A 24604-nucleotide genomic window follows, 5' to 3' on the forward strand; every position below is an offset into this window, starting at 1 on the left:
TGGCGGCCCACCGCGTCGATCTCGTCGACGAAGATGATGCACGGGCTGTTCTGCTTGGCCTGCTCGAACAGGTCGCGCACGCGGGAGGCGCCGACACCGACGAACATCTCGACGAAGTCCGAACCCGAAATCGTGAAGAACGGCACCCCGGCTTCCCCGGCGACCGCGCGGGCCAGCAGCGTCTTACCGGTGCCCGGGGGCCCGTACAGCAGCACGCCTTTGGGGATCTTGGCGCCCAGCGCCTGGTAGCGGCCCGGGTTCTGCAGGAAGTCCTTGATCTCGTAGAGTTCCTCGACCGCCTCGTCGACGCCGGCGACGTCGGCGAACGTGGTCTTGGGCATGTCCTTGGAGAGCTGTTTGGCGCGCGACTTGCCGAAGCCGAAGCCCATCCGGGCGCCGCCCTGCATGCGGGAGAACATCACGAACAGCCCGACCAGTAGCAGCAGCGGTAGGACGTAGACCAGCAGCTCACCCAGGATGCTGCCCTGGTTGACGACCGTGCTGACCTTTGCGTTCTTAGCGCTCAGCGCATTGAACAGGTCCACCGCGTAGCCGCTGGGGAACTTGGTGATGACCTTGTCGGAATTGTCCGTGTCACCATTGCCCTTCTTCAGGGTCAATCGCAGCTGCTGTTCGCGGTCGTCGATTTGTGCGCTTTTGACGTTGTCGCCGTTGATCTGGGACATCGCCACCGACGTGTCGACGGGCTTATAGCCGCGGGTGTCGTCGCTGAAATAGAAGAACGACCAACCGAGCAGTACCACGACAGCGATCGCCGTGATGGTGCGAATCACGTTTTTCCGGTTCATCAATCATCGGCCTGCCGGCCAGGTCCTTCCCCGATATACACGCAGCTGGAAAAGTCCAGGCTACCGCTAGTGGCGATCGAGAGCTCCGGCAGAGCCGGGGCGCAGCGGGTCGCCACCGTCCTTTCTCAGTTAACGAGGGGCAGTTCCCGGCTACTCGTAATACCGGGCCTCGACAACGTTGCCGTCCGGATCGGCGAAGTAGTACCCCTGCGGCGCCCACCCCCGCGCGCCGAAGCTCCGGTTCAGCCGCGCGCTGGTGTCCACGCCGTCGGCCTGCAGCCGCCGGTCCAGCGCATCGTATTCGGCCTTCGACAGCGCCAGGCAGACGTGATTGACCGGATGGCCGGCGCTGCCCTCGATGCGGGTCAACGTTTCGGTCGCCGAAATGCCTTCGGCGGGCATCAAGTCGATGATGGAGTCCGCACAAACCCGCACGCTGGGAAACGGCGCATCTCCGGCTTCGAATTCGGCGAACCGGACCGGTTCCAGCCCGACGACGCGGGTGTAGAAGTCCATCGACACCCGCGGATTTTTCGTCCAAAGCACCACATGGTCCAGTCGCATCGAATCGAGTATTCCCGCCTGCTGCCTCTTGGTCGCCAACCGAGCGCAATTCGGATAAGCCAAGACCGCTCGGGCCCTTCTCAGCCAGCAACCGTTGTGCTTTGGTGGGACGGTGCCCCCAACCGAACGGTTAGTAGATACCAACGGTGTGCGGCTGCGAGTGACCGAAGCGGGCGACCGAGGCGCACCCGTGGTGCTCCTGGCTCATGGCTTCCCCGAACTCGCCTACTCCTGGCGTCACCAGATACCCGTCCTCGCCGACGCCGGCTACCACGTGCTGGCGCCCGATCAACGCGGCTACGGCGGTTCTGATCGTCCGGACGCCGTCGACGCCTACGACATTCATCAGCTGACCGCCGACCTGGCCGGTCTGCTCGACGACGTCGGCGCGCAGCGCGCCGTGTGGGTCGGACACGACTGGGGTGCCGCCGTGGTGTGGAACGCCCCGCTGCTGCACCCGGATCGGGTCGCGGCCGTCGCCGCGATGAGCGTGCCGGTGACGCCGCGCCCAAAGGTGGCGCCGACGACGGCGTGGCGCAAGACGTTCGGCGAGAACTTCTTCTACATCCTTTATTTCCAGGAGCCCGGCGTCGCCGACGCCGAATTGAACGTCGATCCCGCTCGGGTGATGCGACGCATGATGGGCAGCCTGCGGACATCCGGTGACAAGGCCGCGGCGCTACGGATGGTGGCCCCCGGTCCGGAAGGTTTCATCGACCGGCTGCCCGAACCCGACGGGCTGCCGGACTGGATAAGCCAGGGCGAGCTCGACCACTACATCGCCGAGTTCACCCGCACCGGTTTCACCGGCGGCCTGAACTGGTATCGCAACTTCGACCGCAACTGGGAGACCACCGCCGAACTCGACGGCGCGAAGATTTCGGTCCCGTGTTTGTTCATCGGCGGGACGGCCGATCCCGTCCTGTCTTTCACCCGCACCGATCGCGCCGCGGATGCGATCTCGGGCCCGTACCAACAGGTGATGATCGACGGCGCCGGGCATTGGCTGCAGCAGGAGCGCCCCGCCGAGGTGAATGCGGCCTTATTGGAATTCCTCGACGGATTGGAGCTGCAATGAGCGCGCCCCTGCGTTTCGGTGTATTTATCACACCGTTTCATCCCATCGGCCAATCCCCAACCGTGGCACTGGAATACGACATGGAACGCGTCGTCGCCCTGGATCGGCTGGGATTCGACGAGGCGTGGTTCGGCGAGCACCACTCCGGTGGCTACGAGCTGATCGCCTGCCCGGAGGTCTTCATCGCCGCGGCGGCCGAGCGGACCAAACACATCCGGCTGGGCACCGGGGTGGTGTCGCTGCCCTATCACCATCCGCTCATGGTGGCCGACCGCTGGGTGCTGCTCGACCACTTGACCCGTGGGCGGGTGATGTTCGGCACCGGCCCCGGTGCGCTGCCCTCGGACGCCTACATGATGGGCATCGACCCGATCGAGCAGCGCCGGATGATGCAGGAGTCTCTCGAGGCGATCCTCGCGCTGTTCCGTGCCGCACCCACGGAACGCATAGACCGTCACTCCGACTGGTTCACCCTGCGAGACGCGCAGTTGCACATCCGGCCCTACACCTGGCCATACCCCGAAATCTCCACCGCGGCGATGATTTCGCCGTCGGGCCCCCGGCTGGCCGGCGCGCTCGGCACCTCGCTGCTGTCGTTGTCGATGTCTGTACCGGGCGGCTACGCGGCGCTGGAGACCACCTGGGACGTGGTTCGCGAACAGGCGGCGAAGGTCGGACGGGATGAGCCGGACCGGGCCGGCTGGCGCGTCCTGAGCATCATGCACATCGCCGACAGCCGTGAGCAGGCCATCGACGACTGCACCTACGGGCTGCAGGATTTCGCGAATTACTTTGGCGCCGCCGGATTTGTGCCCCTGGCCAACAGCGTGGAAGGCACCCAGACGCCACACGAGTTCGTCGCAGACTATGCCGCCAAGGGAAACTGCTGCATCGGCACTCCCGAGGACGCTATCGCCCACATCGAAGACCTGCTCGACCGCTCTGGCGGCTTCGGCACCCTGCTGATGCTCGGCCACGACTGGGCCTCCCCGCAAGCGACGTACCACAGCTATCACCTGATGGCGCGCAAGGTGATTCCGCACTTCAAACGACAGCTCGAAGCGTCCCGCTCGTCGCATGACTGGGCGAAGGGCAAGCGCGACCAGTTGATCGGCCGGGCCGGCGAGGCGGTCGTGAAGGCCATCACTGAGCACGTCGACGAGCAGAAAGACGCGGTGCACTGATGCGCGCGGCAGTGTTGCGGGACGGCCGCATGGTGTACCGGGACGACGTACCCGATCCGATACCCGAAGCCGGCCAGGTGCTGGTGGGCGTGCGGGCGTGCGGCATCTGCGGCTCCGACTTGCACTTCGCCGCCCACGGCGCGCAGGTGCTGGAAATGAGCGACCGGGTGGCCGGCGGCTCGGGCGCCATGCACGTCGACCTGAACTACGACATTTTCATGGGTCACGAATTCAGCGCCGAGATCCTCGAAGCCGGGCCAGATACCGATACCCATTCACCGGGCACCCTGGTCACGTCGTTGCCGGTGCTGTTGTCCGCCAAGGGCGTCGAGCCGATCGTCTACAGCAACAACACCATCGGCGGCTACGCCGAACGGATGCTGCTTTCGGCGCCGCTGCTGCTGACCATCCCCAACGGCCTGGATTTCAAACACGCCTCCCTGACCGAGCCGATGGCGGTGGGGCTGCACGCCGTCAACAAGTCCAACATCGCCCCCGGCGAGACGGCCCTGGTGCTCGGCTGCGGCCCGATCGGCATCGCCATCATCGCCGCCCTGCGGGCAAAGGGTGTTGAAACCATTGTGGCGTCCGACTTTTCGCCTAGACGCCGCGAGCTGGCCACCGCGATGGGAGCCCACCAGACGCTGGACCCGGCGCAGGGCTCGCCCTTCGACACCGTCAAGCCCGCGGTGGTGTTCGAGGCGGTCGGCGTGCCCGGCATCATCGACGACGTGCTGCTTCGGGCGCGGCCCGGCACCCGCCTTGTGGTCGCCGGTGTGTGCATGCAACCCGACACGGTGCATCCGTTCTTCGCGATCGCCAAAGAGATCAACGTGCAATTCGTACTCGCCTACACGCCCGAGGAGTTCGGCGACTCGCTGCGCGCCCTGGCCGAGGGCGACGTCGACGTCAGCCCGCTGATCACCGGCGAGGTCGGCCTCGACGCGGTCGGTACGGCGTTCGACGATCTTGCCGACCCCGAGCGGCACTGCAAGATCCTCGTCACGCCCTGAAGGTTGTCGGTCGGCCACTTACAATCGAACGTTCATCGCCTCAAGACTTTCGGCGACTGGCGCGACACACAACTTGCCGACGGCGCGGTAAATCGTGCAGGAGACCCCTGCAGAATGCTCTGACCGGCACGACACGGCTGACGACCGGCTAGATGCGACCGGGGTCTAAAGAGCGCATAACCTCTGTTCGATTCCGCGTCGTGGAAACATCCGGTGCGTCTATGTCGTTCGTGCAGAGGCGACGGCGAAGATGCGCCACTCGCCAGGTACGCCTTTGAGTTGGCGAGTGCCGCGGTCCTCGAACTCGATGCCTGAGCCGATCACGAGGTCGCGCAGTGTGCTGGACACGAGCACGTCGTTCGGGCCTGCCAGGGCGCTCACTCGTGCGCCGATGTGCACCGCGATCCCGCCGATGTCATCGCCACGAACCTCGCACTCGCCGGTGTGCATCCCAGCGCGCACCTCGATGCCAAGCACCTGCACTGCGTCCCGAATCGCCATGGCGCAGCGGATCGCCCGCTGCGGGCCGTCGAACGCCGCCAGGAATCCGTCACCCGATGTGTTCACCTCGCGGCCCCGAAAGCGGGCAAGCTGCGACCGCACAACGGCGTCGTGAGCATCAAGCAACGCATGCCAGTCCCGGTCGCCCATCTTGGCGGCGTGCTGCGTCGACTCCACGATGTCGGTGAACAACACCGTGGCAAGCACCCGGTCGTCGGCCACGTCGAGCTGCTGGCCGGTGAGGAACTCGGCGACCTCCTGGAAGGATGCCCGCCACTCGGGCTCGACGACGTGGTAAATGTTGCGGCCCGGGAGCTCAACGTATTTCGCGCCCGGTATGTGATCAGCGACGTGCCTGCCCTCCGCGGGCGGGATCACGGGGTCGTCGGCGTGGTGGACGACAAGAGTTGGTACGCGAACTGTCGGAAGGACTGCCTGCATATTTAAGTCGCTCACAAGTTCTGACATGAGCGCGACCGTCCGCGGGCTTGCCGCCATGCGTTCCATCCGAGCCCAGCTAGCTCGGATTTCCTCGTTCCACGGCATATCCGGGTTGAGCAGAAGTTGTAACTCGCCGGTCCCCCACATGGCGGTCGTAGCAGCCCTCGTAGAAGCCAAGGCTTCATCGGATGTATCGGCTGTTCCTTCAAGTATCACCAAGGCGGTCGTGCGAGACGGGTGCGTGGCCGCGAACAATGCCGCCGTCGCTAGCGAGCCAACCATTCCAAGTAGGACCGCTTGGCGGCTCCCGAGGTCATCGAGCACCGCGGTGATGCTGTCGGACCACTGCTCCAGCGTGGGCATCGCGCCGGGCGCCACCGGATCTGACGCTCCCGTGCCTGGCTGGTCAAAGAAGATAAGCCGACCGAGCGAGGTCATCGCCTCGACCCACCCTTGAATGGACGGAAGCTCCGGAAGGACTTCGCAGCATGTGAACCAATTCGGCACGAACACAATGTCGCGAGCACCTTTAGCTGACGCCCGATACGCCACGCGCAAGTCCCCGTTCATCGCATAGCGCGTCTCCGAGAACATTGCGGAAGTCTAAGCCGAGGAACGAGTCGATTACCGGAGTCAGGCCGCTTGGCTGATCTCCAACGAGTCGACGGCGCGGTCGTGTGGACGTCGCCGAGCGGACGGACCTATCGGACCTCGCCCGCCGGTGCCGACCTGTTCCCACAGCCGAGTGGTCCAGCATGCGCAGCGCCCGCTCCCAGGCGGCGAAGCAGGTCACAGCAGCGAATCGCACGAGTTGCCTACGCTCGCAAGCATAATCGCGACCAGCGGCCGATCAATGAAGCCCGGTCGCGGCTAGAACGGGCCCGCGAAGACGAGATCGCGTCACGCAAGTTCCGAAACCACATGCGGGACACGCTTTTCCTGTTCAAGGGCGCGCCCAGCACCAGTCCGTATTGCACCTGGGTGAACGACCCCAGAGAACCGGAGGAATTGCCGAGGGATTGGATGCCCGACGAGCCGGTCCTGCAGCCCTTGCCGGACGATCCACCCTTCTAAATCGTCCCAACAATTGCCGGTTCGGTCTTCGAATCAGCCTCCCGCAGGAGGTTGCGCGATGACGGTGGGCTTGAAACCGTATCGCGGCGGCACAAAGTGGGCGCCGGCGCTGCGCGCCGCCCCGCCGGTGGGCATCATCGGCACCCCACCCACCGCATTCGTGGCGCGGTCAACCGCGCCCGCAGCGGTGGCGCCGTTGAGAGCCACGGCCACCGAAGGTGCCGTCGGGGCCGCGCTGGCCCAGGCCGCCGGTACCGACAATCCACCGACAGATGCCGCCTTGCCGACCGCTCCGCCAATCGCGCCCACCGAGCCCAGGCCCGCGCCCGAAACGACGGCCGGGAGCGAGGCCGCTGCGGCCTTGGCGACGCCCTCGGTGGCCGACTTCGCGGCCGGCAACATGCCCTGAGCGATGCTTTGGATGTCTTTGAACGAAGTGGTGAAGAGCCGTGTCGGAGAAATCAATCGGATGAACGCGTCGAAAGGCGTGCTGGCATCCAATGTTTGCGACCCGGTCAGGCCCTCTAACAGATCACCCAATGGGCCCCCCACAACCAGTCCATCGCCTTCGGGGTTCAGGCTGATTCCTCCCAGAGAAAGCGTGGGATTGCCAGGCGACGCGGGATTGTTTGTCGACCCGGCCAGGGCGGACAGCGTTTGGGGCACGTCGAGCACCTGCGCGCTCTCGCTTCCGCTGGCGCCGGCCGCTTGGGCCACCGCAGCGGCCTGACGAGCCGCGCCGGCCGGGTTGGTAGCGGATTCGGCCGGCTCGAATGGCGGCAACATCGACGCTGCGGCCGACCCACCGGCGTATCCGTACATCGCGCCGGCGTCTTGAGCCCACATCTCGCCATATTGGGCCTCGGTAGCCGCAATGGCCGGGATGTTCTGGCCGAGGAAGTTCGTCGCCAGCAACTCCATCAGCAACGCCCGGTTCGCCGCAATCACCGGCGGCGGCACCGTTTCAGAGAACGCCAACTCATAGGCACCCGCCGCGGTTACTGCTTGAGCGGCGACGTGTTCGGCCTTTCCGCCCGTGCCGAGTAACCACGCCACTTGCGGAACAACCGCAGTGAGCATGGCCGAGGCGGCCGACCCCTGCCATGGCCCGTCGGCAAGGCCCGCGATCACCGACCCATAGGCGGACGCCGCGGAATGCAACTCGGTGGCCAGACCGTCCCAGGCCGCCGCGGCGGCCAGCAGCGGCCCCGAGCCGGGTCCTGAGTACATCAGCGCGGAGTTGATCTCCGGCGGCAGCTGCGCGAAGTCGAGCATGGTGTGCTCGCCTAACCGACCGCGGCAGTGTTGGAGATCTCCGTGGCGGCGTACGAACCGGCGCTGATGCCAAGCATCGTCGCCAACTGCTCACGAACCAGCGCAGCCTGCGCACTGATCTCCTGGAAGAGCTGGCCGTGCCGGGAGAACTGTTGCGCGGTCAATATCGATACCGCGTCAGCTGCGGCGGGGACCACCCTGGTCGTGGGGAAGGCCAACGCCGAACTTCCCTCCCGCACGGACGCATTGATCTTATGCAGCTCGTGGGAAGCGGCGTCCAGTATTTCCGGTTGCGCCATCAAGAACGACATGTCTTCTCAAAATCCTTTCAAATCAATAGCTCTCGGCATCGATGGAAGTGCCGAGTCAGACGCCTGGACACGTTAGGCCAGTCATGTCCAGAGATGACAGCCCGAGAGTCGCTAATTCATGGCCAGGACGGGAACTGTTCACTTAGCTGATCCGAGACGCTGCATCATTTGAGGTTCGCATGAAAAATGCTGCAAACAAATATGATTGGAGCTATATATGAACTTATATGAGCCTACCGCGGTAGCCACTAGCCTTTGCCGGCGATGCATTGGACGGGTGCCCAGCCCCCTCTGATAGGCGAGTTCGCGACGAGCTCGGAACCATCCGCGAACGGAGTGGGACTACGCCGCGGGAAGCAGGTATCCGCAGCTTGACGGGACGGAACGCCGATGCCCCCTGGACTGCACTGGTGGTGATAATCGTCATGGTGATCGCGCTAAACGGACTGTCGCACCTCATCATTCGCGTCTTCGACCTGACCGAAGTCGGCGGCGCGGGCCGCGTTACCGACGACGTTGCGGCGCCGGACTGAAGTCCGAACTGATCGGACCACACGACGAGGGTCCGGGGCGGAAGGCTGCTGCCGCTGCTGTGGTGCGGGCCGTCGCGTGGTAAGGCGCGCCAATCATGCACTCCCGCAGAGAGCATCGTCTCGAAGCACCCTAGACGCTAGGGTCCAGTCATGCCGAAACCCAGCACTGGAAGTTATGTCCGCCGATCGATCGCCGTGGCCACGGCCGGGCTGGCAATCGCAGCGACCTCGGCGTGCGACAAGCACAACCCGCCGCAGCCGGGGGCCAATCCCCGTCAGGTCACAGTTGTGGGCACCGGTCAGGTGCAAGGTGTCCCGGACACCCTGACCGCCGACGTGGGCATCGAATTTACCGCGCCCGACGTCACCACGGCGATGAACCAAACCAACGATCGTCAACAGGCGGTCATCAACGCACTGACCGGCGCCGGCATCGAACGTAAGGACATCAGCACCACCGAGGTCACGCTGTCGCCCGAATACAACAACCCCGGGCCCAGCGGTACCGCCGCCATCACCGCGTACCGCGCGACCAACGCCATCGCAGTCAAAATCCACCCAACGGATGCCGCATCGCGCTTGCTGGCCCTCATCGTCGGCACGGGCGGTGACGCCACTCGGATCACGTCCGTCCGCTATTCCATCGCCGACGATTCGCAGCTGGTGAAGGACGCCCGGTCGCGGGCGTTCAACGACGCCAAGAGCCGCGCCGAGCAGTATGCCCAGCTGTCCGGGCTCCGGCTGGGCCGGGTGCTGTCCATTTCGGAGGCCACCGGCGCCACCCCGCCGCCGGTCGGGGCTCCGCGGGCCATGCCGTCGATGGTTCCGCTGGAACCAGGCCAGCAGACCGTGAACTTCTCGGTGACCGCGCAGTGGGAATTGGACTAGCGGCGATCGCAAGCGCGGCGTAGCCGGGCGCCGCGGGTCGCCGCCATTGGACTGAGCCCGGCGAATCGAGGCGGGCTCTACTGCTGGTAGACCCTGGGGTCCAGGGTTCCGATGTAGGACAGGTCGCGGTAGCGCTCGTCGTAATCGAGGCCATAGCCGACGACGAAGTCGTTGGGGATGTCGAAGCCCACGTAGGCGATGTCGACATGGGCGCCCTGCGCGTCGGGCTTGCGCAGCAAGGTGCACACCCGCAGCGAGCGCGGGTGGCGCGTCTTGAGGTTGCGCAGCAGCCAGGACAGGGTGAGGCCCGAGTCGACGACGTCCTCAACGATCAGCACGTCACGACGCTCGATATCGCGGTCCAGATCCTTGAGAATCCGCACCACGCCCGAGGAGGACGTCGATGACCCGTAGGAGCTGACGGCCATGAACTCGAACTGCGTGGGAAGCGGGATCGCGCGGGCCAGATCAGTGACAAAGATCACAGCGCCCTTGAGGACGGTGATCAGCAGCAGGTCCTGTCCGGTCTCGATCGCGGCGTCCCGGTAGTTCTCCCCGATTTCGCGGCCGAGTTCGGCGATTCGCGCCTGAATTTGCGCCGACGTCAGCAGCACAGACTTGATATCCCCGGGGTACAGCTCCGCGGGTTGAGCGGGGGTGATCGCCGAGGAGATCTGGGCCACGCCCACAGAGTGCCACGCCGGCGGGCGAATAACCAACGGCAGCGCCGATATTACGGTCCCTGGATTGGTCTGCCGACCGGCTCGCGCCACAACGTCAGCACGCCGTCGCGGCGCCCCGCGAACAATCGCTCATCGGGCAGCGACGACCCCACCGCCACCCCACCCTGCCCATGCCAGCCGGTGACTAAGGCGTCCACCCCACGAATCTGCTTGTCGGTCAGGTTCGTTGCGCCGCCGACCAGCAGCCACGTCCGGATCACCCGCCGCCGCACCGGGGCGTCCAGCGTCGCCAACGCCTGCACTAGCAGACCGGCGTCCGCCTCGGCCTCGGGCAGCGCCCGGGCCGCCAGCGTGTCGATCAACTCAGAGTCCTCCCGCAGCGAGGTGGCGGTGCGGGCCAGCGCCTCGGCCACGCCACCGCCGAGCACGTCTTCCAGCAGCGGCAGCACCTCGCTGCGCAGCCGGGCCCGGGTGAAGCGGCGGTCGGCGTTGTGCGGATCCTGCCACGGGGTCAACCCCAGCTCCTGGCACGCGCCGTGCGTGACGGCCCGGCGCACCTTTAGCAACGGGCGGCACCACGGCGGATCGTACGGACGCATTCCGGCGATCGAGCGCACCCCGGATCCCCGGCCCAGTCCCAGCAGGACCGTCTCGGCCTGGTCGTCCAGCGTGTGGCCCAGCAGCACCGGACCGGTGTGGTAGGCGCTCAACGCGGCGTAGCGGGCCGCGCGGGCCGCCGCCTCGGGACCGCCCCCCCGACCAGACGGATCGCCCACCCGCACCCGGACCACTTGGGCCCCAACGCATCCCAATGAGATAGCCTGCGCGCGTGCGGTCTCGGCGACGGCGACCGAGTCGGATTGCAGGCCGTGGTCGACGACCACCGCGGTGGTGGGTCGCAGCTGGGCCGCGACCGCGGTGAGTGCCAGCGAATCCGGACCGCCGGACAGCGCCACGCACCATTGTTCGACGGTGGCGAGGTGGGTCTTGATGAACGCCTCGACAGCCGCGCGCAGCTGTCCTACAGCACCCGGTCGATCCATCGCTGGGGCTCTTCGATCTCGGTGGGCAACGGCAGCGTTTCGGGACCCGTCCAGATGGCGTTGAACCGCGCCATTCCCACCTGGCCGACCACGTGATCGACGAACGCCTTGCCGCGGGTGTACTGGCTGAGCTTCGCGTCGAGCCCCAGCAGTGCGCGCAACAACCGCTGCAGCGGCGGCTGCTTGCGGTGGCGACGCTCGTCAAACCGGCGGCGGATGGTTGCCACCGACGGCACCGCCATCGGCCCGACGGCATCCATGACGTGGTCGGCGTGGCCCTCCAGCAGGGTGCCCAGCACCAGCAACTGATCCAGCGCCTGCCGCTGCGGTTCGGACTGCACCGCGCGCACCAGCCCGAGAATCCCCGCCGAGTTGGCGTCGGGCTCCGACGTTTTATCGCCGCGATTGCGGGCGTACTCGGCGAGCCGGCCGATCACCTGCCCGATGTCCTCACCGGCATCGCGCGTCAGCAGGCCCAGCGCTTCCGACATGTAGTCGGGCAGCCAGGGGTTGGCGGTGAACTGCACTCGATGGGTGACCTCGTGCAGGCACACCCATAGCCGGAAATCGGAGGGGTCGATTCGGAGCTGCCGCTCGACGGCTATGACGTTGGGATACACCAGCAGCAGGCAGCCCGTTTTCGCCCCGTTATCGGTAGCGAACGGGTCGTATTGGCCGAGGATCCCCGAGGACACGTACGCCAGGACGGCGCCGGTCTGCGCGCCGGTGACGCGGCCGGTGAGAAACCCGCGCGGCTTCTCGGCGCCGTGCATCATCACCCGCATCGACTCGGTGGCCGCGGCGATCCAATCCGGACGGTCGACGATGCGGGCCGCCGGCACCGCGCCGTTGGTGACCAGGCCGGTGACGTCCCGCACCAACGGTTCGGCTTGGGTGGACGCGGCGGCGAGTTCATCGATCACTTGGCGGCGGGTGTAGTCGCTGGATGGCGGACCCGGCCGCACCAGCCGCCGACCGACCGCGGCCGCGAACTGCCAGTCGACGGCGGTGCCCAGGGTCAGGTCCGGCGCCGGCGTCATGAGCACCCGCAGGACCAGAGCCGGGTCGCCAGCGCGTCCATCACGTTTCGGCCGTTCGGACCGGCATCGTTGGAGATGAACGCGAAGGTGAGCACCCGGCCGCTGCGGTCGGTGAGCACTCCGGCCAGCGCGTTGACGCTGGTCAGCGAGCCGGTTTTGGCCCGCAGCCAGCCCGCGGGGCCCTGGGCGGTGGAGGCGTCGGTGAAGCGATCGGCCAGCGTCCCGCTGCCGGCGGCGATCGGGAGCAGATCCAGCAGCGCACGCAGCGACGGCTGGTCGGGCCCCGCCGCGGCCTGCAGCACGCCGTCGAGCGTCTTGGCCGTCAGCCGGTCGTCGACCGACAGTCCACTCGAATCCAGCAGCGTCACACCCACGGTGTCGACGTGAGCGGTGGTCAGCCTGTTCGTCACAGCGTCGACGGCGCCGGCGAAGCTACGCGGTCGGTTGATCGCGGCCGCCACCTCGCGAGCGATGCTTTCGGCCAGCACGTTGTCGGAGTGGTCCATCATCTCGGACAGCCGCTGGACCAGCGGCGCCGACTGCACGACCGCCAGCTGCCGCGCTCCCGACGGCGCGGTCGCGATCGTGACCGCGTTCGGGTCCAGGCCCAGCGCCTTGGCCAGCTCCCGGCCGGCATCCAGGGCCGGGGTCCGGGAACGCCGCGAGTTAACCGTCGAAGGCTGGATGCGGCCGGCATCGATCATTACCGACTCGATCGGCGCGATGTCGCCGTTGTCGACGTCAGCCAGGTCCCAGCCCTGCGCCATCGTCGGCCCGCTGAACGCCGAGGTGTCCACCTGCACCGCGGTCGGCGTAACGCCGCTGCGGCGGATCTGTTCGACGAGGTCACTGATCCGGGCCGACCCCCGGTACCACGTGTCCACGCCGGGCGGCGCCGCCGACAGCGCCGGATCGCCCGCACCCACCAGCGCGACGGGTCCCTGGGCGTTTTGGCTGCCGGCCACCACGCGGGTGCTGATCCGGGCCTGATGGTCCAGCGTCAGCAAGGCCGCGGCCGCGGTGAGCACCTTGTTGGTCGACGCCGGCACCAACGGCATGTCGCCCGCCACCTGCCACAACTCCTTTCCGGTGATGGCGTCGGTGATTCGTCCGCCTAACCGGCCCAGGTTGGGGTCGCTCGCCACCGGCGCCAGCATCGCGCCGACGCCGGGCCCGCTGGGTAGTTCGGCGGTGTCGCTCACCGGGGTCATGCCCGGCTTTACCGCCGGCGCGTGCGGGGGCGGTATCGGGGCATGCGCGCTGTTGGCGCCGTGTCCGGCCGTGGTGAAAAACGTTGCCGCCACCACTACCGCGGCGACAAACGCCAGCACGGCCAACCCGATGAGCACTGGGGTGGATTTTTGCCAGCGAGTACGGGCCATCACTCTCCTGACTGTCTAGACCCATTCTGCCGAATCGGCGCCGATGCGCTCGACTAGGGTGTGACAGAGCAAAATTGGTCTGCCTACCAGACAAGGAGCCGACGCGGTGGAATTCGACGTGACCATCGAGATCCAAAAGGGCCAGCGGAACAAGTACGAGGTCGACCACGAGACTGGACGGCTACGTCTGGACCGCTACCTGTACACCGCGATGGCCTACCCGACCGACTACGGCTTCATCGAGGACACCCTCGGCGAGGACGGCGACCCCCTGGACGCGATGGTGCTGTTGCCGCAGTCGGTGTTTCCCGGCGTGCTCGTCGAGGCCCGTCCGGTCGGCATGTTCCGGATGACCGACGAGAAGGGCGGCGACGACAAGGTCCTGTGCGTGCCTGCCGGCGACCACCGCTGGGACCACGTCCAGGACATCGGGGACGTTCCGGAGTTCGAGCTGGACGTGATCAAGCACTTCTTCGTGCACTACAAGGACCTGGAACCGGGCAAGTTCGTCAAGGCCGCGGACTGGGTTGGCCGCGAAGAAGCCGAGGCGGAGATCCAGCGCTCGATCGAGCGGTTCAAGACCGAAGGGCACTGAACCACACCGGGGCGTTGATGCTTTCGGCGTAATCGCGCCCGCGCCGCTGCGGGATTCTCGGTGGCATCCTGGCGATGTGACTCCGGTGCTGCATTTCGCCGCGAATTTCTGGTGGCTGGTTTTCCCGCTGGGCGGCGTGATCGGCGGCGGGCTTCGGGCCATCGGCGCGGCCAACGAGCGCCGAGCTGAGCGCCGCATGGAGCGCTACCGGTTGAAGCAGCAGGCCAAGATCGCGGTGGCGGAGGCATCCGGGCGAGGGCGGGCCCACGAGGAAGCCGACCGCCGGGAAGTCGCCAAGCTCGTTGCCGCGCATGACCGTACCGAGGCCCGGTGGTTCGATTATGAGCTCGACATCGCGAAGTTGTTGGACTTCCCGCTGATGACCAACATGCGCGACCCGCTCACCATCGCGTTCCATAAGGCGAAGCGGCGCGCCGACCTGCTGCGGCCGGAACCGCCCGACGCCCTGGTGGGTGACCGGGATGCGCTGCTGGACTACCGCGATGCCGTCCACGAGTACCTCAGCGCGTTCGAGATCGCCGAGGCCGAGGCGATCCGGCGGCGGCGCAGTGACTTCTCGGCCGACGACCAGCAGCGGCTGGCGCGCGCCCAGAACCTGCTGCATCTGGCAAACGACGATGCGGCGACGCGCGAGGAACGCCAGAACGCCTACGCGCGGGCGACCAGGGAGCTCGACGGTCTGATCGCGCTCCCCGCCACCGCCAGGGCCGCCATCGAACAGCGCATCGCCGGGCAGATCGAGGCCTAGACCGTCACACCCTGGCGCTCGCGGCGATTGCGCAGGATGCTCCAGCCCAGCGCCGCCGCGATGAAGACCACGCCGACCGAGGCCGTGAACGCCTCGGGGACCTCGAACCAGGGCTCGATGGAGCCCAGCATGATGATCGCCAGCGCACCTATGGCCCAGTGCGCGCCATGTTCCAGGTACGCGTACCGGCCCAACGCCTCCTGGCGGACCAGGTAGATGGTGATCGACCGGACGAACATCGAGCCCACCAGTCCCAGCCCCAGCGCGATGACGATGGGGTCCGAGGTGATGGCGAACGCGCCGGTGACGCCGTCGAATGAAAATGCGGCATCGAGCACTTCGAGGTAGAGGAACAGGGTCAGGCCTGCCCAGCCCGTCGCCGCGTCGGCCGCACCGGCTTCGGTGTCGGATGGCCGAAACGCCCGGCCCAATCCATTGACCACGAGATAGGTCACCATGCCCAGCAGCCCGGCGGTCAGCACCGTCGCCGCCTCGTCACTCGAGTGCGTCAACTGCGTGCCGACCAGCACCAACACCAGACCGGTGACCACCAACGACACCCGTCCCAGCCGGCCGAGGCGCGCGAACGGGATCTCAATCCACTTGAGCCACTTGATTTCTCGGTCGTAGAAAATGAAATCGAGGAACAGCATCAAAAGGAAGATTCCACCGAACGCGGCGATCTGTGGGTGGGCCGCGATGACGAGCTTTTCGTAGCTGGGTGAGCCGTCCGGAAACTCCAGCCCGCCGTGCGGCGGCGGATGCAGGGCCAGCTCCATCGCGCGCACCGGGCCGAGGCCCGCTGTCGCCCACACGATGAGCAGCGGGAACAGCAGTCGCATGCCGAACACGGCCACGAGGATCCCGATCGTCAGGAACATCCGCTGCCAGAAGCGGCTCATCCGTTTCAGGATCGAGGCGTTGATGATGGCGTTGTCGAACGACAACGACACCTCGAGGACGGCCAGCACCACCAGCAGATAGAGACCCTTGAAGCCGCCGTAGGCATATCCGAGGCCCAGGGCCACCGCGGTAACCACCAGCGAGATCCCGAAGGTGCGCAAAGCGGACATGGATCCTTTCCGACAGCCGCCCACATTAGCGAAACGGATCGCGCGATGGGCGATCGCTGCGGGCCGCATAGAATTTTCAAACTGTGGCGAACCATCGGGGCAGTCAGCCGAAAGCGCCGCCGCCCCGATGACCGAAATCAGCGCCTCACAGGGGCCGGTGGCGCGCGGCAGCATGGCCCGGGTCGGTACGGCCACCGCCGTGACGGCCCTGTGCGGTTACGCGGTCATCTACCTGGCCGCCCGTGACCTCGCGCCGAGCGGCTTTTCGATTTTCGGGGTGTTCTGGGGCGCCTTCGGACTGGTTACGGGTGCGGCCAACGGCCTGCTGCAGGAAACCACCCGGGAAGTCCGCTCGACGCCCTATGTCAGCGACCTGGCCGCCATCCGGGTGCCCGGCGAGCCCCGGACCCACCCGATGCGGGTCGCCATGCTGGTCGGGATGGCCGCGGCCGTCCTGATCGCCGGCAGCTCGCCGCTGTGGAGCGGACGGGTGTTCGTCGAGGCGCGGCTGCTGTCGGTGGCACTGCTGTCCGTCGGGCTGGCCGGGTTCTGTGTGCACGCCACCTTGCTGGGCATGCTGGCCGGCACCAACCAGTGGACCCGCTACGGCGCGCTGATGGTGACCGACGCCATCATCCGCGTGATGGTCGCCGCGGCAACCGTGGCGCTCGGGTGGCGTCTGGTCGGTTTCTTGTGGGCGACGGTGGCGGGGGCGGTCGCCTGGCTGATCCTGCTGATCGCTTCGCCTGCGACCAGGGCCACCGCCCGCCTGTTGACCCCCGGCGGCACCGCGACCTTTCTCAGGGGCGCGGCGCATTCGATCACGGCGGCCGGCGCCAGCGCCATCCTGGTGATGGGGTTTCCGGTGCTGCTGAAGCTGACCAGCGCGGAGCTCGGCGCGCAGGGCGGGGTGATCATCCTGGCCGTCACACTCACCCGGGCGCCACTGCTGGTGCCGCTAACGGCCATGCAGGGCAACCTGATTGCTCATTTCGTCGACGAGCGCAGCGACCGGATTCGTGCCCTGCTCGCGCCGGCGGCGATCGTCGGGGCGATCGGTGCGGTCGGGGTGCTGGCCGCGGGCGTGGTGGGTCCGTGGCTGTTGCGGGTCGCCTTCGGGCCGCAGTACCACGCCAGCAGTGCGCTGCTGGCGTGGCTGACCGCGGCCGCGGTGGCGATCGCCATGCTCACTCTGACCGGAGCGGCGGCGGTGGCCGCCGCGCTGCACCGGGCCTACTCGCTGGGTTGGGTGAGCGCCACGGTCGCGTCGGGATTGCTGCTGTTGCTGCCGCTGTCCCTGCAGACCCGAACCGTGGTCGGGTTGCTGTGCGGTCCGGTGGTGGGGATCGGCGTTCATTTGGTGGCTCTGTCGCGCGCCGCGCGCTCTACCGGCTGATATGACCTGCACCAGCGTGTACCTTGTGGGCTTAAATGGGTACTGAAACAGATGTCGTCTGGGTCGTCATTCCCGCCTTCAACGAAGCAGCTGTCATCGGCGAGGTGGTAGCCGATGTGCGCTCGGTGTTCGACCATGTCGTGTGCGTGGACGACGGCAGCGCCGACGGCACCGGTGAGATCGCCCGGCGGGCCGGCGCTCATCTGGTGCGGCATCCGATCAACCTCGGGCAGGGCGCCGCCATCCAGACCGGTGTCGAGTACGCCCGCAAGCAGCCGGGGGCCCAGATTTTCGCCACTTTCGACGCCGACGGCCAGCACCGCGTCAAGGACCTGGCGACGATGGTCGACCGGTTGCGCGCCGGCGACGTCGACGTCGTCATCGGCACCCGGTTCGGCGCGCAGCACGGCGCCCGGCCGCCGTTCGTGAAACGGATCGTGTTGCGGACCGCCGCCCGGTTGAGCCGGCGCGGCCGCCGACTTGGCCTGACCGACACCAACAATGGGCTTCGGGTGTTCAACAAGAAGGTCGCCGACGGCTTGGACATCACGATGAGCGGCATGAGCCACGCCAACGAAATCATCATGCTCATCGACGAAAACCATTGGCGCGTCGCCGAAGAACCGATCGAGGTGCTCTACACCGCGTACTCGATGTCGAAGGGGCAGCCCCTGCTCAACGGCGTCAACATCATTTTCGACGGGTTCCTGCGAGGCAGGCTTCCGAGATGAAAAGAGTTGCTAAATGAACTGGATTCAGGTGCTGCTGATCGGATCGATCGTCGCGCTGCTGTTCTATCTGCTGCGCTCGCGCCGCAACGCGCGCTCCCGGGCCTGGGTCAAGGTGGGCTACGTGGTGTTCGTGCTGGCCGGCATCTATGCGGTGCTGCGGCCGGATGACACGACGGTGGTGGCGCAATGGTTCGGCGTGCGCCGCGGCACCGACCTGATGCTCTACGCGCTGGTCATGGCGTTCTGCTTCACCACGCTCAGCACCTACATGCGGTTCAAGGACCTCGAGCTGCGCTACGCGCGGCTGGCCCGAGCGGTGGCGATGGATTCCGCGCAGGCACCCGAAGCGGGCTAGCCGGCCTGCGCCCGCCTGAAGAATTCCACCGTGCGGGCCACCCCGTCGGATAGCTCGACCTTCGGCTTCCAGCCCAATACCTCTGCGGCCGAACCGATGTCGAGACAGGACCGCTTGAGGTCGCCAAGCCGCGGCGGCGCGAACTCCGGATCGTCTGCCCCCCCGACAGCGGCCGCCACCGCCGAATGCAGTTGGCGGTCCGAGGTTTCGATGCCGGTGCCGACGTTGAAGCGCTGCCCGCCGCCGGCGTCCCCGGATGCCTTGACGAAGGCGTCCACGACGTCGTCGACGAAAACGTAGTCGCGGGTGTTGCTGCCGTCGCCGAAAACCTTGGTGGGCTTACCCGAGAGCAGCGCCTGGGCGAAGATCGCCACCACGCCGGCCTCACCGTGCGGATCCTGACGGGGGCCATAGACATTCGCCGGGGCAATGTGCGAGCAGTCCAGGCCGTACAGGTGGCGGAAGGTGTTCAGGTAGATCTCGCCCGCCACCTTGCCCGCGGCATACGGCGACGCGGGATCGGTCGGCACGGTCTCTGCAGTGGGGTACCGCGGTGGGGTTCCGTAGATGGACCCGCCCGACGAGGTGTGCACGATCTTGCGTACCTGCGCCCGGCGCGCGGCCTCGGCCAGGCGCACCGTGCCGATCACGTTGACCGAAGCGTCGAATTGCGGGTCGGCCACCGAGTGCCGCACGTCGATCTGGGCTGCCAGGTGAAACACCACCTCCGGGCGGTGCTCGTCGAGGATGGCCTCCAGGTCGGCGGTCACGATGTCCGCCTCGACGAAGGCGTATGCCGGATTGTCGGTCAGATGCTCGAGGTTGGTCGCGCGGCCGGAGGCGAAGTTGTCCAGCCCCACTACCGCGTGACCGTCGGCTAACAGGCGGTCGACTAGCGTCGAGCCGATGAATCCGGCTGCCCCGGTAACCAGTGCACGCACCGGCCCACCATACATAGCCGCCTCGGCCGCCGCGCTCATCGCGGTGCAGCTGGCGGTGCGCGCGGTCCTGGCGTTCGGTGGCTACTTCTACTGGGACGACCTGATCCTCATCGGCAAGGCCGGCACCCACAACCTGCTCGCGCCGTCGTTTCTGTTCGACGACCACGACGGGCATGTCATGCCCGCGGCATTTCTGGTCGCGGGCACCATCATCCGGCTGGCGCCGCTGAACTGGACCTGGCCGGCGGTCAGCCTGCTGGTGCTGCAACTGCTGGCGTCGCTGGTGTTGTTGCGCGCGCTGCACGTCATCCTGGGCTGGCGGCCGGCGCTGCTGATCCCGTTAACGTTCGCGTTGTTCACGCCGTTGGCCGTGCCCGGATTCGCGTGGTGGGCGGCGGCGCTGAATTCGCTGCCGATGCTGGCCGCGCTGGCCTGGGTGTGCGCCGATGCCATTCTGCTGGTGCGCACCGGCAAACAGCGTTACGCCGTGACCGGGGTGCTGGTCTACTTCGGCGGGCTGCTGTTCTTCGAGAAAGCCGCGGTGATCCCGTTCGTCGCGTTCGCGGTCGCCGTGCTGCTGTGCCATGTGACCGGTGATCGGAACCTGAGGTCGGCGCTGGCGACGGTATGGCTGGCCGGCCGGCGATTGTGGACCGCCGCCCTGGCCCTCACCGCAGCCTGGATCGCGCTGTATCTGGCCGTGGTCAATCAGCAGCGGTGGAGTTCCGACCTGTCGATGACGTGGCAGCTGCTGATGCGCTCGATCACGCACGGCATCGTGCCGGGACTGGCCGGCGGGCCGTGGCACTGGGACCGGTGGGCGCCGGCCTCGCCCTGGGCCACGCCCCCGCCGTCGGTGATGGCGCTGGGCTGGCTGGTGCTGACCGGAACCCTGGCGGTGTCGCTGGTTCGCAAGGAACGCATCGGGCCGGTGTGGCTGATCGCCGTCGGCTACGCCGTGGCCTGCCAGGTGCCGATCTACCTGATGAGGTCGTCGAAGCAGACCGCGCTGGAACTCGCACAGACACTGCGCTACCTGCCGGATCTGGTCGTGGTGCTGGCACTGTTGGCCGCGGTGGCATTGAGCGCCCCCAACCGGCAGGCCGGACCGCGCTGGCTCGACGCTTCGCCGAAACGCACCGCGACGGCCGCGGTTTTGACGGTGTTGTTCGCGGCCAGCAGCCTGTACTCGACGTCGACGTTCTTGACCAGCTGGCGCGACAACCCCGCTCAGCCCTACCTGCAGAACGCCCGGGCTTCGCTGGCCGCCGCGCATGCGTCCTCGGACGCGCCGCTGCTCGATCAGGAGGTCGACCCGTTGGTGCTGCAACGGGTCGCCGCGCCGGAGAATCTGGCCAGCCACGTCTTCGCCCTGCTGCGGGATAGGCCTGAATTCGCTTCTGCGACAACTCAATTGCGCATGATCGACAGCACGGGCAGGCTGATCAAGGCGCGGGTCACCTGGGTTCGGACCATCGCGCCCGGGCCGATCCCGCAGTGCGGCTACTTCGCCCAACCGGACAAACCGGCGCGCATGGTCCTCGACGGCCCGCTGCTACCCGCCGACTGGACCGTCGAACTGAACTACCTGGCCAACAGTGACGGCTCGATGACGTTGTCGATGACGCACGGCCCCGAGGTCAAGGTGCCGGTGCATCCCGGACTCAACCGGGTCTTCGCCCGGTTGCCGGGCGCCGGGGATGCGATCACCGTGCGCGCCAACACGACCGCGCTGGCGTTGTGCCTCGCATCGGGTCCGGTGGGGTTCGTCGCGCCCGCTTGAAACCTGGAGCCGCCTGGGGGAATCGAACCCCCGACCTATTCATTACGAGTGAATCGCTCTACCGACTGAGCTAAGGCGGCATACCCGCACGCCGGGCGGCACGAGTCTACGGCAGGCGGACGGACACCACGAAATCAGTCGCGCGGTTCCTGGCTGCGCAGTTCCTGGCCGATGGTGGCGACCATGGCATCGACGGCGAACTTGGGCTTCACGTTGATCGCCAGCGCCTCGCGGCAGTCGAGCACCGCTTCGATGCAGCGCAGCAGCCGCGCGGGCGGGGCGTGGGCGGCCAGCGCCGCGACCCGCTCGGCCATATCGGGATGGTTGGCCCGCATCGCGCCGGCGTTGGCGGAGGTCATCAGCGCGTCCCGGAAATAGGTCGCGAGGTCGATCAGTGCGCGGTCCAGGGCATCGCGCGAGGCCCGAGTCTGACGCGACTTCTGCCGTCGCTCAAGGTCCTTCATCGCCCCGGCCGCGCCGCGCATCGCGCCCGCGGTGCCCTTGCCGGTGCCGCCGGCCCCAAGCGCCGTGCGCAGCTCCTCGGTCTCGGCCTCGGCGCGGTCCGCGGTCAGCACCACCGCCTCGGCTTCGGCCGCGGCCACCAGCTCTTCGGCGGCGGCGTAGGCCCGCGACGGGGTCGCGGCGTCGCGCACCAGTCCCAGCGCCCGCTCCCGGCGCTGCCGGGCCTCGGGGTCGGTGGCCAGCCGGCGCGCCCGGCCCACATGGCCGCCGCTGACCGACGCCGCCCAGTCCGCGGTTTCGGGCGTCAGGCCGTCGCTGTCCACCAGCACGTGCGCGATCGCCTCGGTCGACGGCGTCACCAGCGCCACATGCCGGCACCGGGAGCGCAACGTGATGGCGATGTCCTCCGGATCCACCGACGGCGCGCAGAGCAGGAACACCGTCGACGGCGGCGGTTCCTCAACGACCTTCAGCAGGGCGTTGGCGGCGCCTTCGGTCAGCCGATCGGCATCCTCGATCACCACGATCTGCCAGTGTCCGGTGGCCGGGCGCCGCGACGCGATCTGCACGATCGAACGCATCTCGTCGACCCCGATGGACAGACCTTCGGGAATCACCCGCCGCACGTCGGCGTGGGTGCCGGCCATGGTCGTCGTGCACGCGTGGCAATGCCCGCAGCCCGGCTCCCCGTCGGAGGTGCACTGCAGCGCGGCCGCGAAGCACAACGCCGCCACCGAGCGCCCAGAACCCGGCGGACCGGTAATCAGCCACGCATGTGTCATAGTCCCGGCGCCCGTCGCGCTGTGGGCTGAGTCACCACGAGCGGCGTGGGCGGCGGCCAGCAACTCGGCCGTCACCGCATCCTGGCCTACCAGCCGCGTGAACACCCCGGACATCACCGGTAACAGTAATGGCGCTGACGACAGATACCGAACGGCCACCGTACCGCGACCATTCCGTTATCTTCGGCCTTCACGCGGCGCCCGGGCGACCTGCCGAGATCGGAATTAAGTTTCCGAAGGGTCACCGGTGACCGATACGGTGGGTTGGTGACAACGGCGGCGGCACTACCGGGGCGGATCAGCGCGTTCGTCCGCTGGGTGATGCGTACGCCGTGGCCGCTGTTCTCGCTCAGCATGCTGCAGGCCGACATCATCGGCGCCCTGTTCGTGCTCGGCTTCCTGCGCTACGCGCTGCCGCCCGAGGATCGCATCCAGTTACAGGATCTCCCGGTCTTGAACGTAGCGATTTTCGCCGCCGCGCTGGTCGTCGTCTTCCTCACCGGTTTGGCCCTGACCCTGCGGCTGCTGATGCCGGTATTCCGGTGGCAGCGCCGCGACAACATGCTGGCCGAGGCGGACCCCGCCGCCACCGAAGTGGCCCGCAGCCGAGCGCTGCGAATGCCGTTCTACCGCACCCTTATCAGCATCGTGGCCTGGGCCATCGGCAGCGTGGTGTTCATCATCGCCAGCTGGTCGGTCGCCCGATTCGCCGCGCCCGTGGTGGCAGTGGCCACCGGGCTCGGCGCCGCGGCCACCTCGATCATCGGCTACCTGCAGTCCGAGCGGGTGCTGCGGCCGGTGGCGGTGGCCGCCCTGCGCAGCGGGGTACCCGAAAACGTCAAGGCGCCCGGCGTCATCCTGCGTCAGATCCTGACCTGGATGCTGTCTACCGCCGTGCCGGTGCTGGCGATCGTGCTGGCGGTGGTTGCCGATAAGGTCTCGCTGCTGCACGCCACGCCGGAGAAGTTGTTCACCCCGATCCTGTTGCTGGCGGTAGCTGCGCTGGGCATCGGGTTGGTCAGCACGCTGCTGGTGGCCATGTCGATCGCCGACCCGCTGCGCCAGCTGCGTTGGGCGCTCTCGGAGGTGCAGCGCGGAAACTACAACGCGCACATGCAGATCTACGACGCCAGCGAGCTGGGCTTGCTGCAGGCGGGCTTCAACGACATGGTGCGCGACCTGTCCGAGCGGCAGCGACTGCGCGACCTGTTCGGCCGCTACGTCGGTGAGGACGTGGCCCGGCGGGCGCTGGAGCGCGGCACCGAGCTGGGCGGCCAGGAGCGCGATGTCGCGGTGCTGTTCGTGGACCTGGTCGGCTCCACCCAGCTGGCAGCGACGCGCCCGCCCGCCGAGGTCGTCCACTTGCTCAACGAGTTCTTCCGGGTGGTCGTGGAAACCGTTGGTAAGCATGGTGGTTTCGTCAACAAGTTCCAGGGTGACGCCGCGCTGGCCATCTTCGGCGCTCCGATCGAACACCCCGACTCACCCGGTGGAGCGCTGGCCGCGGCCCGGGAATTGCACGACGCCCTGCTGCCGGTGATCGGTTCGGCGGAATTCGGCATCGGAGTGTCATCCGGGCGGGCCATCGCCGGTCACATCGGCGCGCAGGCCCGCTTCGAATACACGGTGATCGGCGACCCGGTCAACGAGGCCGCCCGGCTGACCGAGCTGGCCAAGCTGGAGCCCGGGCACGTGCTCGCGTCGGCGATCGCGGTCAGCGGGGCGCTGGACGCCGAAGCCCTGTGCTGGGATGTCGGCGAGGTCGTCGAGCTGCGCGGCCGCCGGGCCCCCACCCAGCTGGCGCGCCCCGTGCACTTGGCCGAAACTGCCGACTCCGCGCCCAGGCAGGTTCGGGCCGAAGAGATGTCCGGTGAGACCATCGGCCCGGGCTACTGAGC

Annotated in this window: 24 protein-coding genes, 1 tRNA gene and 1 pseudogene; 13 read left to right on the forward strand and 13 right to left on the reverse strand. The window is 67.4% G+C overall.

Going from position 1 to position 24604, the window contains the following annotated elements; translation table 11 throughout:
* Positions 1-809, reverse strand: an 809-nt coding sequence (locus VFW69_RS00610; protein WP_526497090.1) for an ATP-dependent metallopeptidase FtsH/Yme1/Tma family protein, incomplete at its 3' end; no start/stop codon positions are given.
* Between the two features lie 150 nt (positions 810-959).
* Positions 960-1373 carry a VOC family protein gene (locus VFW69_RS00615; RefSeq protein ID WP_526497092.1) on the reverse strand — a complete coding sequence of 138 codons (414 nt, stop codon included), beginning with the start codon at positions 1371-1373 and terminating at the stop codon, positions 960-962.
* 112 nt (positions 1374-1485) lie between these two features.
* Between VFW69_RS00615 and VFW69_RS00620 the strand changes: the two genes are divergently transcribed.
* Genes VFW69_RS00620 through VFW69_RS00630 form a run of 3 tightly spaced genes read left to right on the forward strand, consistent with a single transcriptional unit; the run spans position 1486 to position 4648 of the window.
* Positions 1486-2451 (forward strand): alpha/beta fold hydrolase, encoded by a 966-nt coding sequence (locus VFW69_RS00620; RefSeq protein WP_526497094.1) that lies wholly within the window; start codon positions 1486-1488, stop codon positions 2449-2451.
* On the forward strand, positions 2448-3635 hold the full coding sequence (locus VFW69_RS00625) for an LLM class flavin-dependent oxidoreductase (protein ID WP_526497096.1): 1188 nt from the start codon (positions 2448-2450) through the stop codon (positions 3633-3635). The genes VFW69_RS00620 and VFW69_RS00625 overlap by 4 nt, the downstream gene beginning before the upstream one ends.
* Positions 3635-4648, forward strand: coding sequence for a zinc-binding dehydrogenase (locus VFW69_RS00630; RefSeq protein ID WP_526497098.1), 1014 nt, complete (start codon positions 3635-3637; stop codon positions 4646-4648). The genes VFW69_RS00625 and VFW69_RS00630 overlap by 1 nt, the downstream gene beginning before the upstream one ends.
* Positions 4649-4867: 219 nt before the next feature.
* Here the strand turns inward: VFW69_RS00630 and VFW69_RS00635 are convergent, their stop codons facing one another.
* On the reverse strand, positions 4868-6184 hold the full coding sequence (locus VFW69_RS00635; protein ID WP_526497100.1) for an adenylate/guanylate cyclase domain-containing protein: 1317 nt from the start codon (positions 6182-6184) through the stop codon (positions 4868-4870).
* Between the two features lie 60 nt (positions 6185-6244).
* On the opposite strand from VFW69_RS00635, the pseudogene VFW69_RS00640 reads away from it, so the two are divergent.
* Positions 6245-6664, forward strand: a pseudogene (locus VFW69_RS00640) (HNH endonuclease signature motif containing protein); the annotation flags it as partial.
* 33 nt (positions 6665-6697) lie between these two features.
* Here the strand turns inward: VFW69_RS00640 and VFW69_RS00645 are convergent.
* The gene (locus VFW69_RS00645; RefSeq protein WP_526497102.1) at positions 6698-7939 is read right to left on the reverse strand and encodes a PPE family protein; all 1242 of its coding nucleotides are present in this window, start codon (positions 7937-7939) and stop codon (positions 6698-6700) included.
* An 11-nt stretch (positions 7940-7950) separates the two neighbouring features.
* Positions 7951-8250 (reverse strand): PE domain-containing protein, encoded by a 300-nt coding sequence (locus tag VFW69_RS00650; RefSeq protein ID WP_526497104.1) that lies wholly within the window; start codon positions 8248-8250, stop codon positions 7951-7953.
* A gap of 371 nt (positions 8251-8621) precedes the next feature.
* On the opposite strand from VFW69_RS00650, the gene VFW69_RS00655 reads away from it, so the two are divergent.
* Positions 8622-8783, forward strand: a complete 162-nt coding sequence (locus VFW69_RS00655) for a hypothetical protein (protein WP_526497106.1) — start codon at positions 8622-8624, stop codon at positions 8781-8783.
* Positions 8784-8933: 150 nt separating this feature from the next.
* The gene (locus tag VFW69_RS00660; protein WP_526497108.1) at positions 8934-9671 is read left to right on the forward strand and encodes an SIMPL domain-containing protein; all 738 of its coding nucleotides are present in this window, start codon (positions 8934-8936) and stop codon (positions 9669-9671) included.
* A 77-nt stretch (positions 9672-9748) separates the two neighbouring features.
* Here the strand turns inward: VFW69_RS00660 and hpt are convergent, their stop codons facing one another.
* Genes hpt through dacB form a run of 4 tightly spaced genes read right to left on the reverse strand, consistent with a single transcriptional unit; the run spans position 9749 to position 13819 of the window.
* Entirely contained in the window at positions 9749-10360 is a 612-nt protein-coding gene (gene hpt / locus VFW69_RS00665; RefSeq protein ID WP_526497110.1) for a hypoxanthine phosphoribosyltransferase, read from the reverse strand.
* 44 nt (positions 10361-10404) lie between these two features.
* Positions 10405-11397, reverse strand: a complete 993-nt coding sequence (gene tilS / locus VFW69_RS00670; RefSeq protein WP_526497112.1) for a tRNA lysidine(34) synthetase TilS — start codon at positions 11395-11397, stop codon at positions 10405-10407.
* Entirely contained in the window at positions 11376-12437 is a 1062-nt protein-coding gene (locus VFW69_RS00675; RefSeq protein ID WP_526497114.1) for an Rv3626c family coenzyme F420 biosynthesis-associated protein, read from the reverse strand. Before VFW69_RS00675 ends, tilS begins: the two co-directional genes overlap by 22 nt.
* Positions 12434-13819 (reverse strand): D-alanyl-D-alanine carboxypeptidase/D-alanyl-D-alanine endopeptidase, encoded by a 1386-nt coding sequence (gene dacB / locus VFW69_RS00680; RefSeq protein ID WP_526497172.1) that lies wholly within the window; start codon positions 13817-13819, stop codon positions 12434-12436. Before dacB ends, VFW69_RS00675 begins: the two co-directional genes overlap by 4 nt.
* A gap of 106 nt (positions 13820-13925) precedes the next feature.
* Here dacB and VFW69_RS00685 point away from each other — a divergent pair, with 106 nt between their 5' ends.
* Together VFW69_RS00685 and VFW69_RS00690 are read left to right on the forward strand one after the other, a co-directional pair.
* Positions 13926-14414: an inorganic diphosphatase gene (locus tag VFW69_RS00685; protein WP_526497116.1), complete on the forward strand. Its 489-nt coding sequence runs from the start codon at positions 13926-13928 to the stop codon at positions 14412-14414.
* A 76-nt stretch (positions 14415-14490) separates the two neighbouring features.
* Entirely contained in the window at positions 14491-15183 is a 693-nt protein-coding gene (locus VFW69_RS00690) for a hypothetical protein (RefSeq protein ID WP_526497118.1), read from the forward strand.
* Here the strand turns inward: VFW69_RS00690 and VFW69_RS00695 are convergent.
* Entirely contained in the window at positions 15180-16256 is a 1077-nt protein-coding gene (locus tag VFW69_RS00695) for a DUF475 domain-containing protein (RefSeq protein ID WP_526497120.1), read from the reverse strand. The two genes, VFW69_RS00690 and VFW69_RS00695, sit on opposite strands and share 4 nt — an antisense overlap.
* 127 nt (positions 16257-16383) lie before the next feature.
* Between VFW69_RS00695 and VFW69_RS00700 the strand changes: the two genes are divergently transcribed.
* The 3 genes from VFW69_RS00700 to VFW69_RS00710 are packed head-to-tail and all read left to right on the forward strand — an operon-like array spanning position 16384 to position 18738.
* Positions 16384-17652: a hypothetical protein gene (locus tag VFW69_RS00700; RefSeq protein WP_526497122.1), complete on the forward strand. Its 1269-nt coding sequence runs from the start codon at positions 16384-16386 to the stop codon at positions 17650-17652.
* Between the two features lie 35 nt (positions 17653-17687).
* Positions 17688-18383: a polyprenyl-phospho-N-acetylgalactosaminyl synthase PpgS gene (ppgS, locus tag VFW69_RS00705; RefSeq protein WP_526497124.1), complete on the forward strand. Its 696-nt coding sequence runs from the start codon at positions 17688-17690 to the stop codon at positions 18381-18383.
* Between the two features lie 13 nt (positions 18384-18396).
* On the forward strand, positions 18397-18738 hold the full coding sequence (locus VFW69_RS00710; protein WP_526497126.1) for a DUF2304 domain-containing protein: 342 nt from the start codon (positions 18397-18399) through the stop codon (positions 18736-18738).
* On the opposite strand, the gene VFW69_RS00715 is transcribed toward VFW69_RS00710, so the two are convergent.
* The gene (locus VFW69_RS00715) at positions 18735-19679 is read right to left on the reverse strand and encodes an NAD-dependent epimerase/dehydratase family protein (protein WP_526497128.1); all 945 of its coding nucleotides are present in this window, start codon (positions 19677-19679) and stop codon (positions 18735-18737) included. The two genes, VFW69_RS00710 and VFW69_RS00715, sit on opposite strands and share 4 nt — an antisense overlap.
* Here VFW69_RS00715 and VFW69_RS00720 point away from each other — a divergent pair.
* Complete coding sequence (locus VFW69_RS00720; protein ID WP_526497130.1) at positions 19645-21462, forward strand: hypothetical protein; 1818 nt, start codon at positions 19645-19647, stop codon at positions 21460-21462. The two genes, VFW69_RS00715 and VFW69_RS00720, sit on opposite strands and share 35 nt — an antisense overlap.
* A 4-nt stretch (positions 21463-21466) precedes the next feature.
* On the opposite strand, the gene VFW69_RS00725 is transcribed toward VFW69_RS00720, so the two are convergent.
* Positions 21467-21542: transfer RNA gene (locus VFW69_RS00725), tRNA-Thr, on the reverse strand.
* A gap of 54 nt (positions 21543-21596) precedes the next feature.
* Positions 21597-22820 (reverse strand): DNA polymerase III subunit delta', encoded by a 1224-nt coding sequence (locus VFW69_RS00730; RefSeq protein WP_526497132.1) that lies wholly within the window; start codon positions 22818-22820, stop codon positions 21597-21599.
* A gap of 153 nt (positions 22821-22973) precedes the next feature.
* Here VFW69_RS00730 and VFW69_RS00735 point away from each other — a divergent pair, with 153 nt between their 5' ends.
* Complete coding sequence (locus tag VFW69_RS00735) at positions 22974-24602, forward strand: adenylate/guanylate cyclase domain-containing protein (protein ID WP_526497134.1); 1629 nt, start codon at positions 22974-22976, stop codon at positions 24600-24602.
* Positions 24603-24604 lie beyond the last annotated feature (2 nt).

The sequence above is a fragment of the Mycobacterium sp. genome, assembly GCF_036273375.1.
In the GTDB taxonomy this organism is placed as follows: domain Bacteria; phylum Actinomycetota; class Actinomycetes; order Mycobacteriales; family Mycobacteriaceae; genus Mycobacterium.

Bases quoted from the DNA above. Each gene is read 5' to 3' on its own strand.
- VFW69_RS00615 (WP_526497092.1), bottom strand. From the start codon at position 1,373: ATGCGACTGGACCATGTGGTGCTTTGGACGAAAAATCCGCGGGTGTCG.
- VFW69_RS00625 (WP_526497096.1), top strand. From the start codon at position 2,448: ATGAGCGCGCCCCTGCGTTTCGGTGTATTTATCACACCGTTTCATCCC.
- VFW69_RS00630 (WP_526497098.1), top strand. From the start codon at position 3,635: ATGCGCGCGGCAGTGTTGCGGGACGGCCGCATGGTGTACCGGGACGAC.
- VFW69_RS00635 (WP_526497100.1), bottom strand. From the start codon at position 6,184: ATGTTCTCGGAGACGCGCTATGCGATGAACGGGGACTTGCGCGTGGCG.
- VFW69_RS00645 (WP_526497102.1), bottom strand. From the start codon at position 7,939: ATGCTCGACTTCGCGCAGCTGCCGCCGGAGATCAACTCCGCGCTGATG.
- VFW69_RS00650 (WP_526497104.1), bottom strand. From the start codon at position 8,250: ATGTCGTTCTTGATGGCGCAACCGGAAATACTGGACGCCGCTTCCCAC.
- VFW69_RS00660 (WP_526497108.1), top strand. From the start codon at position 8,934: ATGCCGAAACCCAGCACTGGAAGTTATGTCCGCCGATCGATCGCCGTG.
- tilS (WP_526497112.1), bottom strand. From the start codon at position 11,397: ATGGATCGACCGGGTGCTGTAGGACAGCTGCGCGCGGCTGTCGAGGCG.
- VFW69_RS00675 (WP_526497114.1), bottom strand. From the start codon at position 12,437: ATGACGCCGGCGCCGGACCTGACCCTGGGCACCGCCGTCGACTGGCAG.
- dacB (WP_526497172.1), bottom strand. From the start codon at position 13,819: ATGGCCCGTACTCGCTGGCAAAAATCCACCCCAGTGCTCATCGGGTTG.
- VFW69_RS00695 (WP_526497120.1), bottom strand. From the start codon at position 16,256: ATGTCCGCTTTGCGCACCTTCGGGATCTCGCTGGTGGTTACCGCGGTG.
- VFW69_RS00700 (WP_526497122.1), top strand. From the start codon at position 16,384: ATGACCGAAATCAGCGCCTCACAGGGGCCGGTGGCGCGCGGCAGCATG.
- ppgS (WP_526497124.1), top strand. From the start codon at position 17,688: ATGGGTACTGAAACAGATGTCGTCTGGGTCGTCATTCCCGCCTTCAAC.
- VFW69_RS00710 (WP_526497126.1), top strand. From the start codon at position 18,397: ATGAACTGGATTCAGGTGCTGCTGATCGGATCGATCGTCGCGCTGCTG.
- VFW69_RS00720 (WP_526497130.1), top strand. From the start codon at position 19,645: ATGAATCCGGCTGCCCCGGTAACCAGTGCACGCACCGGCCCACCATAC.
- VFW69_RS00730 (WP_526497132.1), bottom strand. From the start codon at position 22,820: ATGTCCGGGGTGTTCACGCGGCTGGTAGGCCAGGATGCGGTGACGGCC.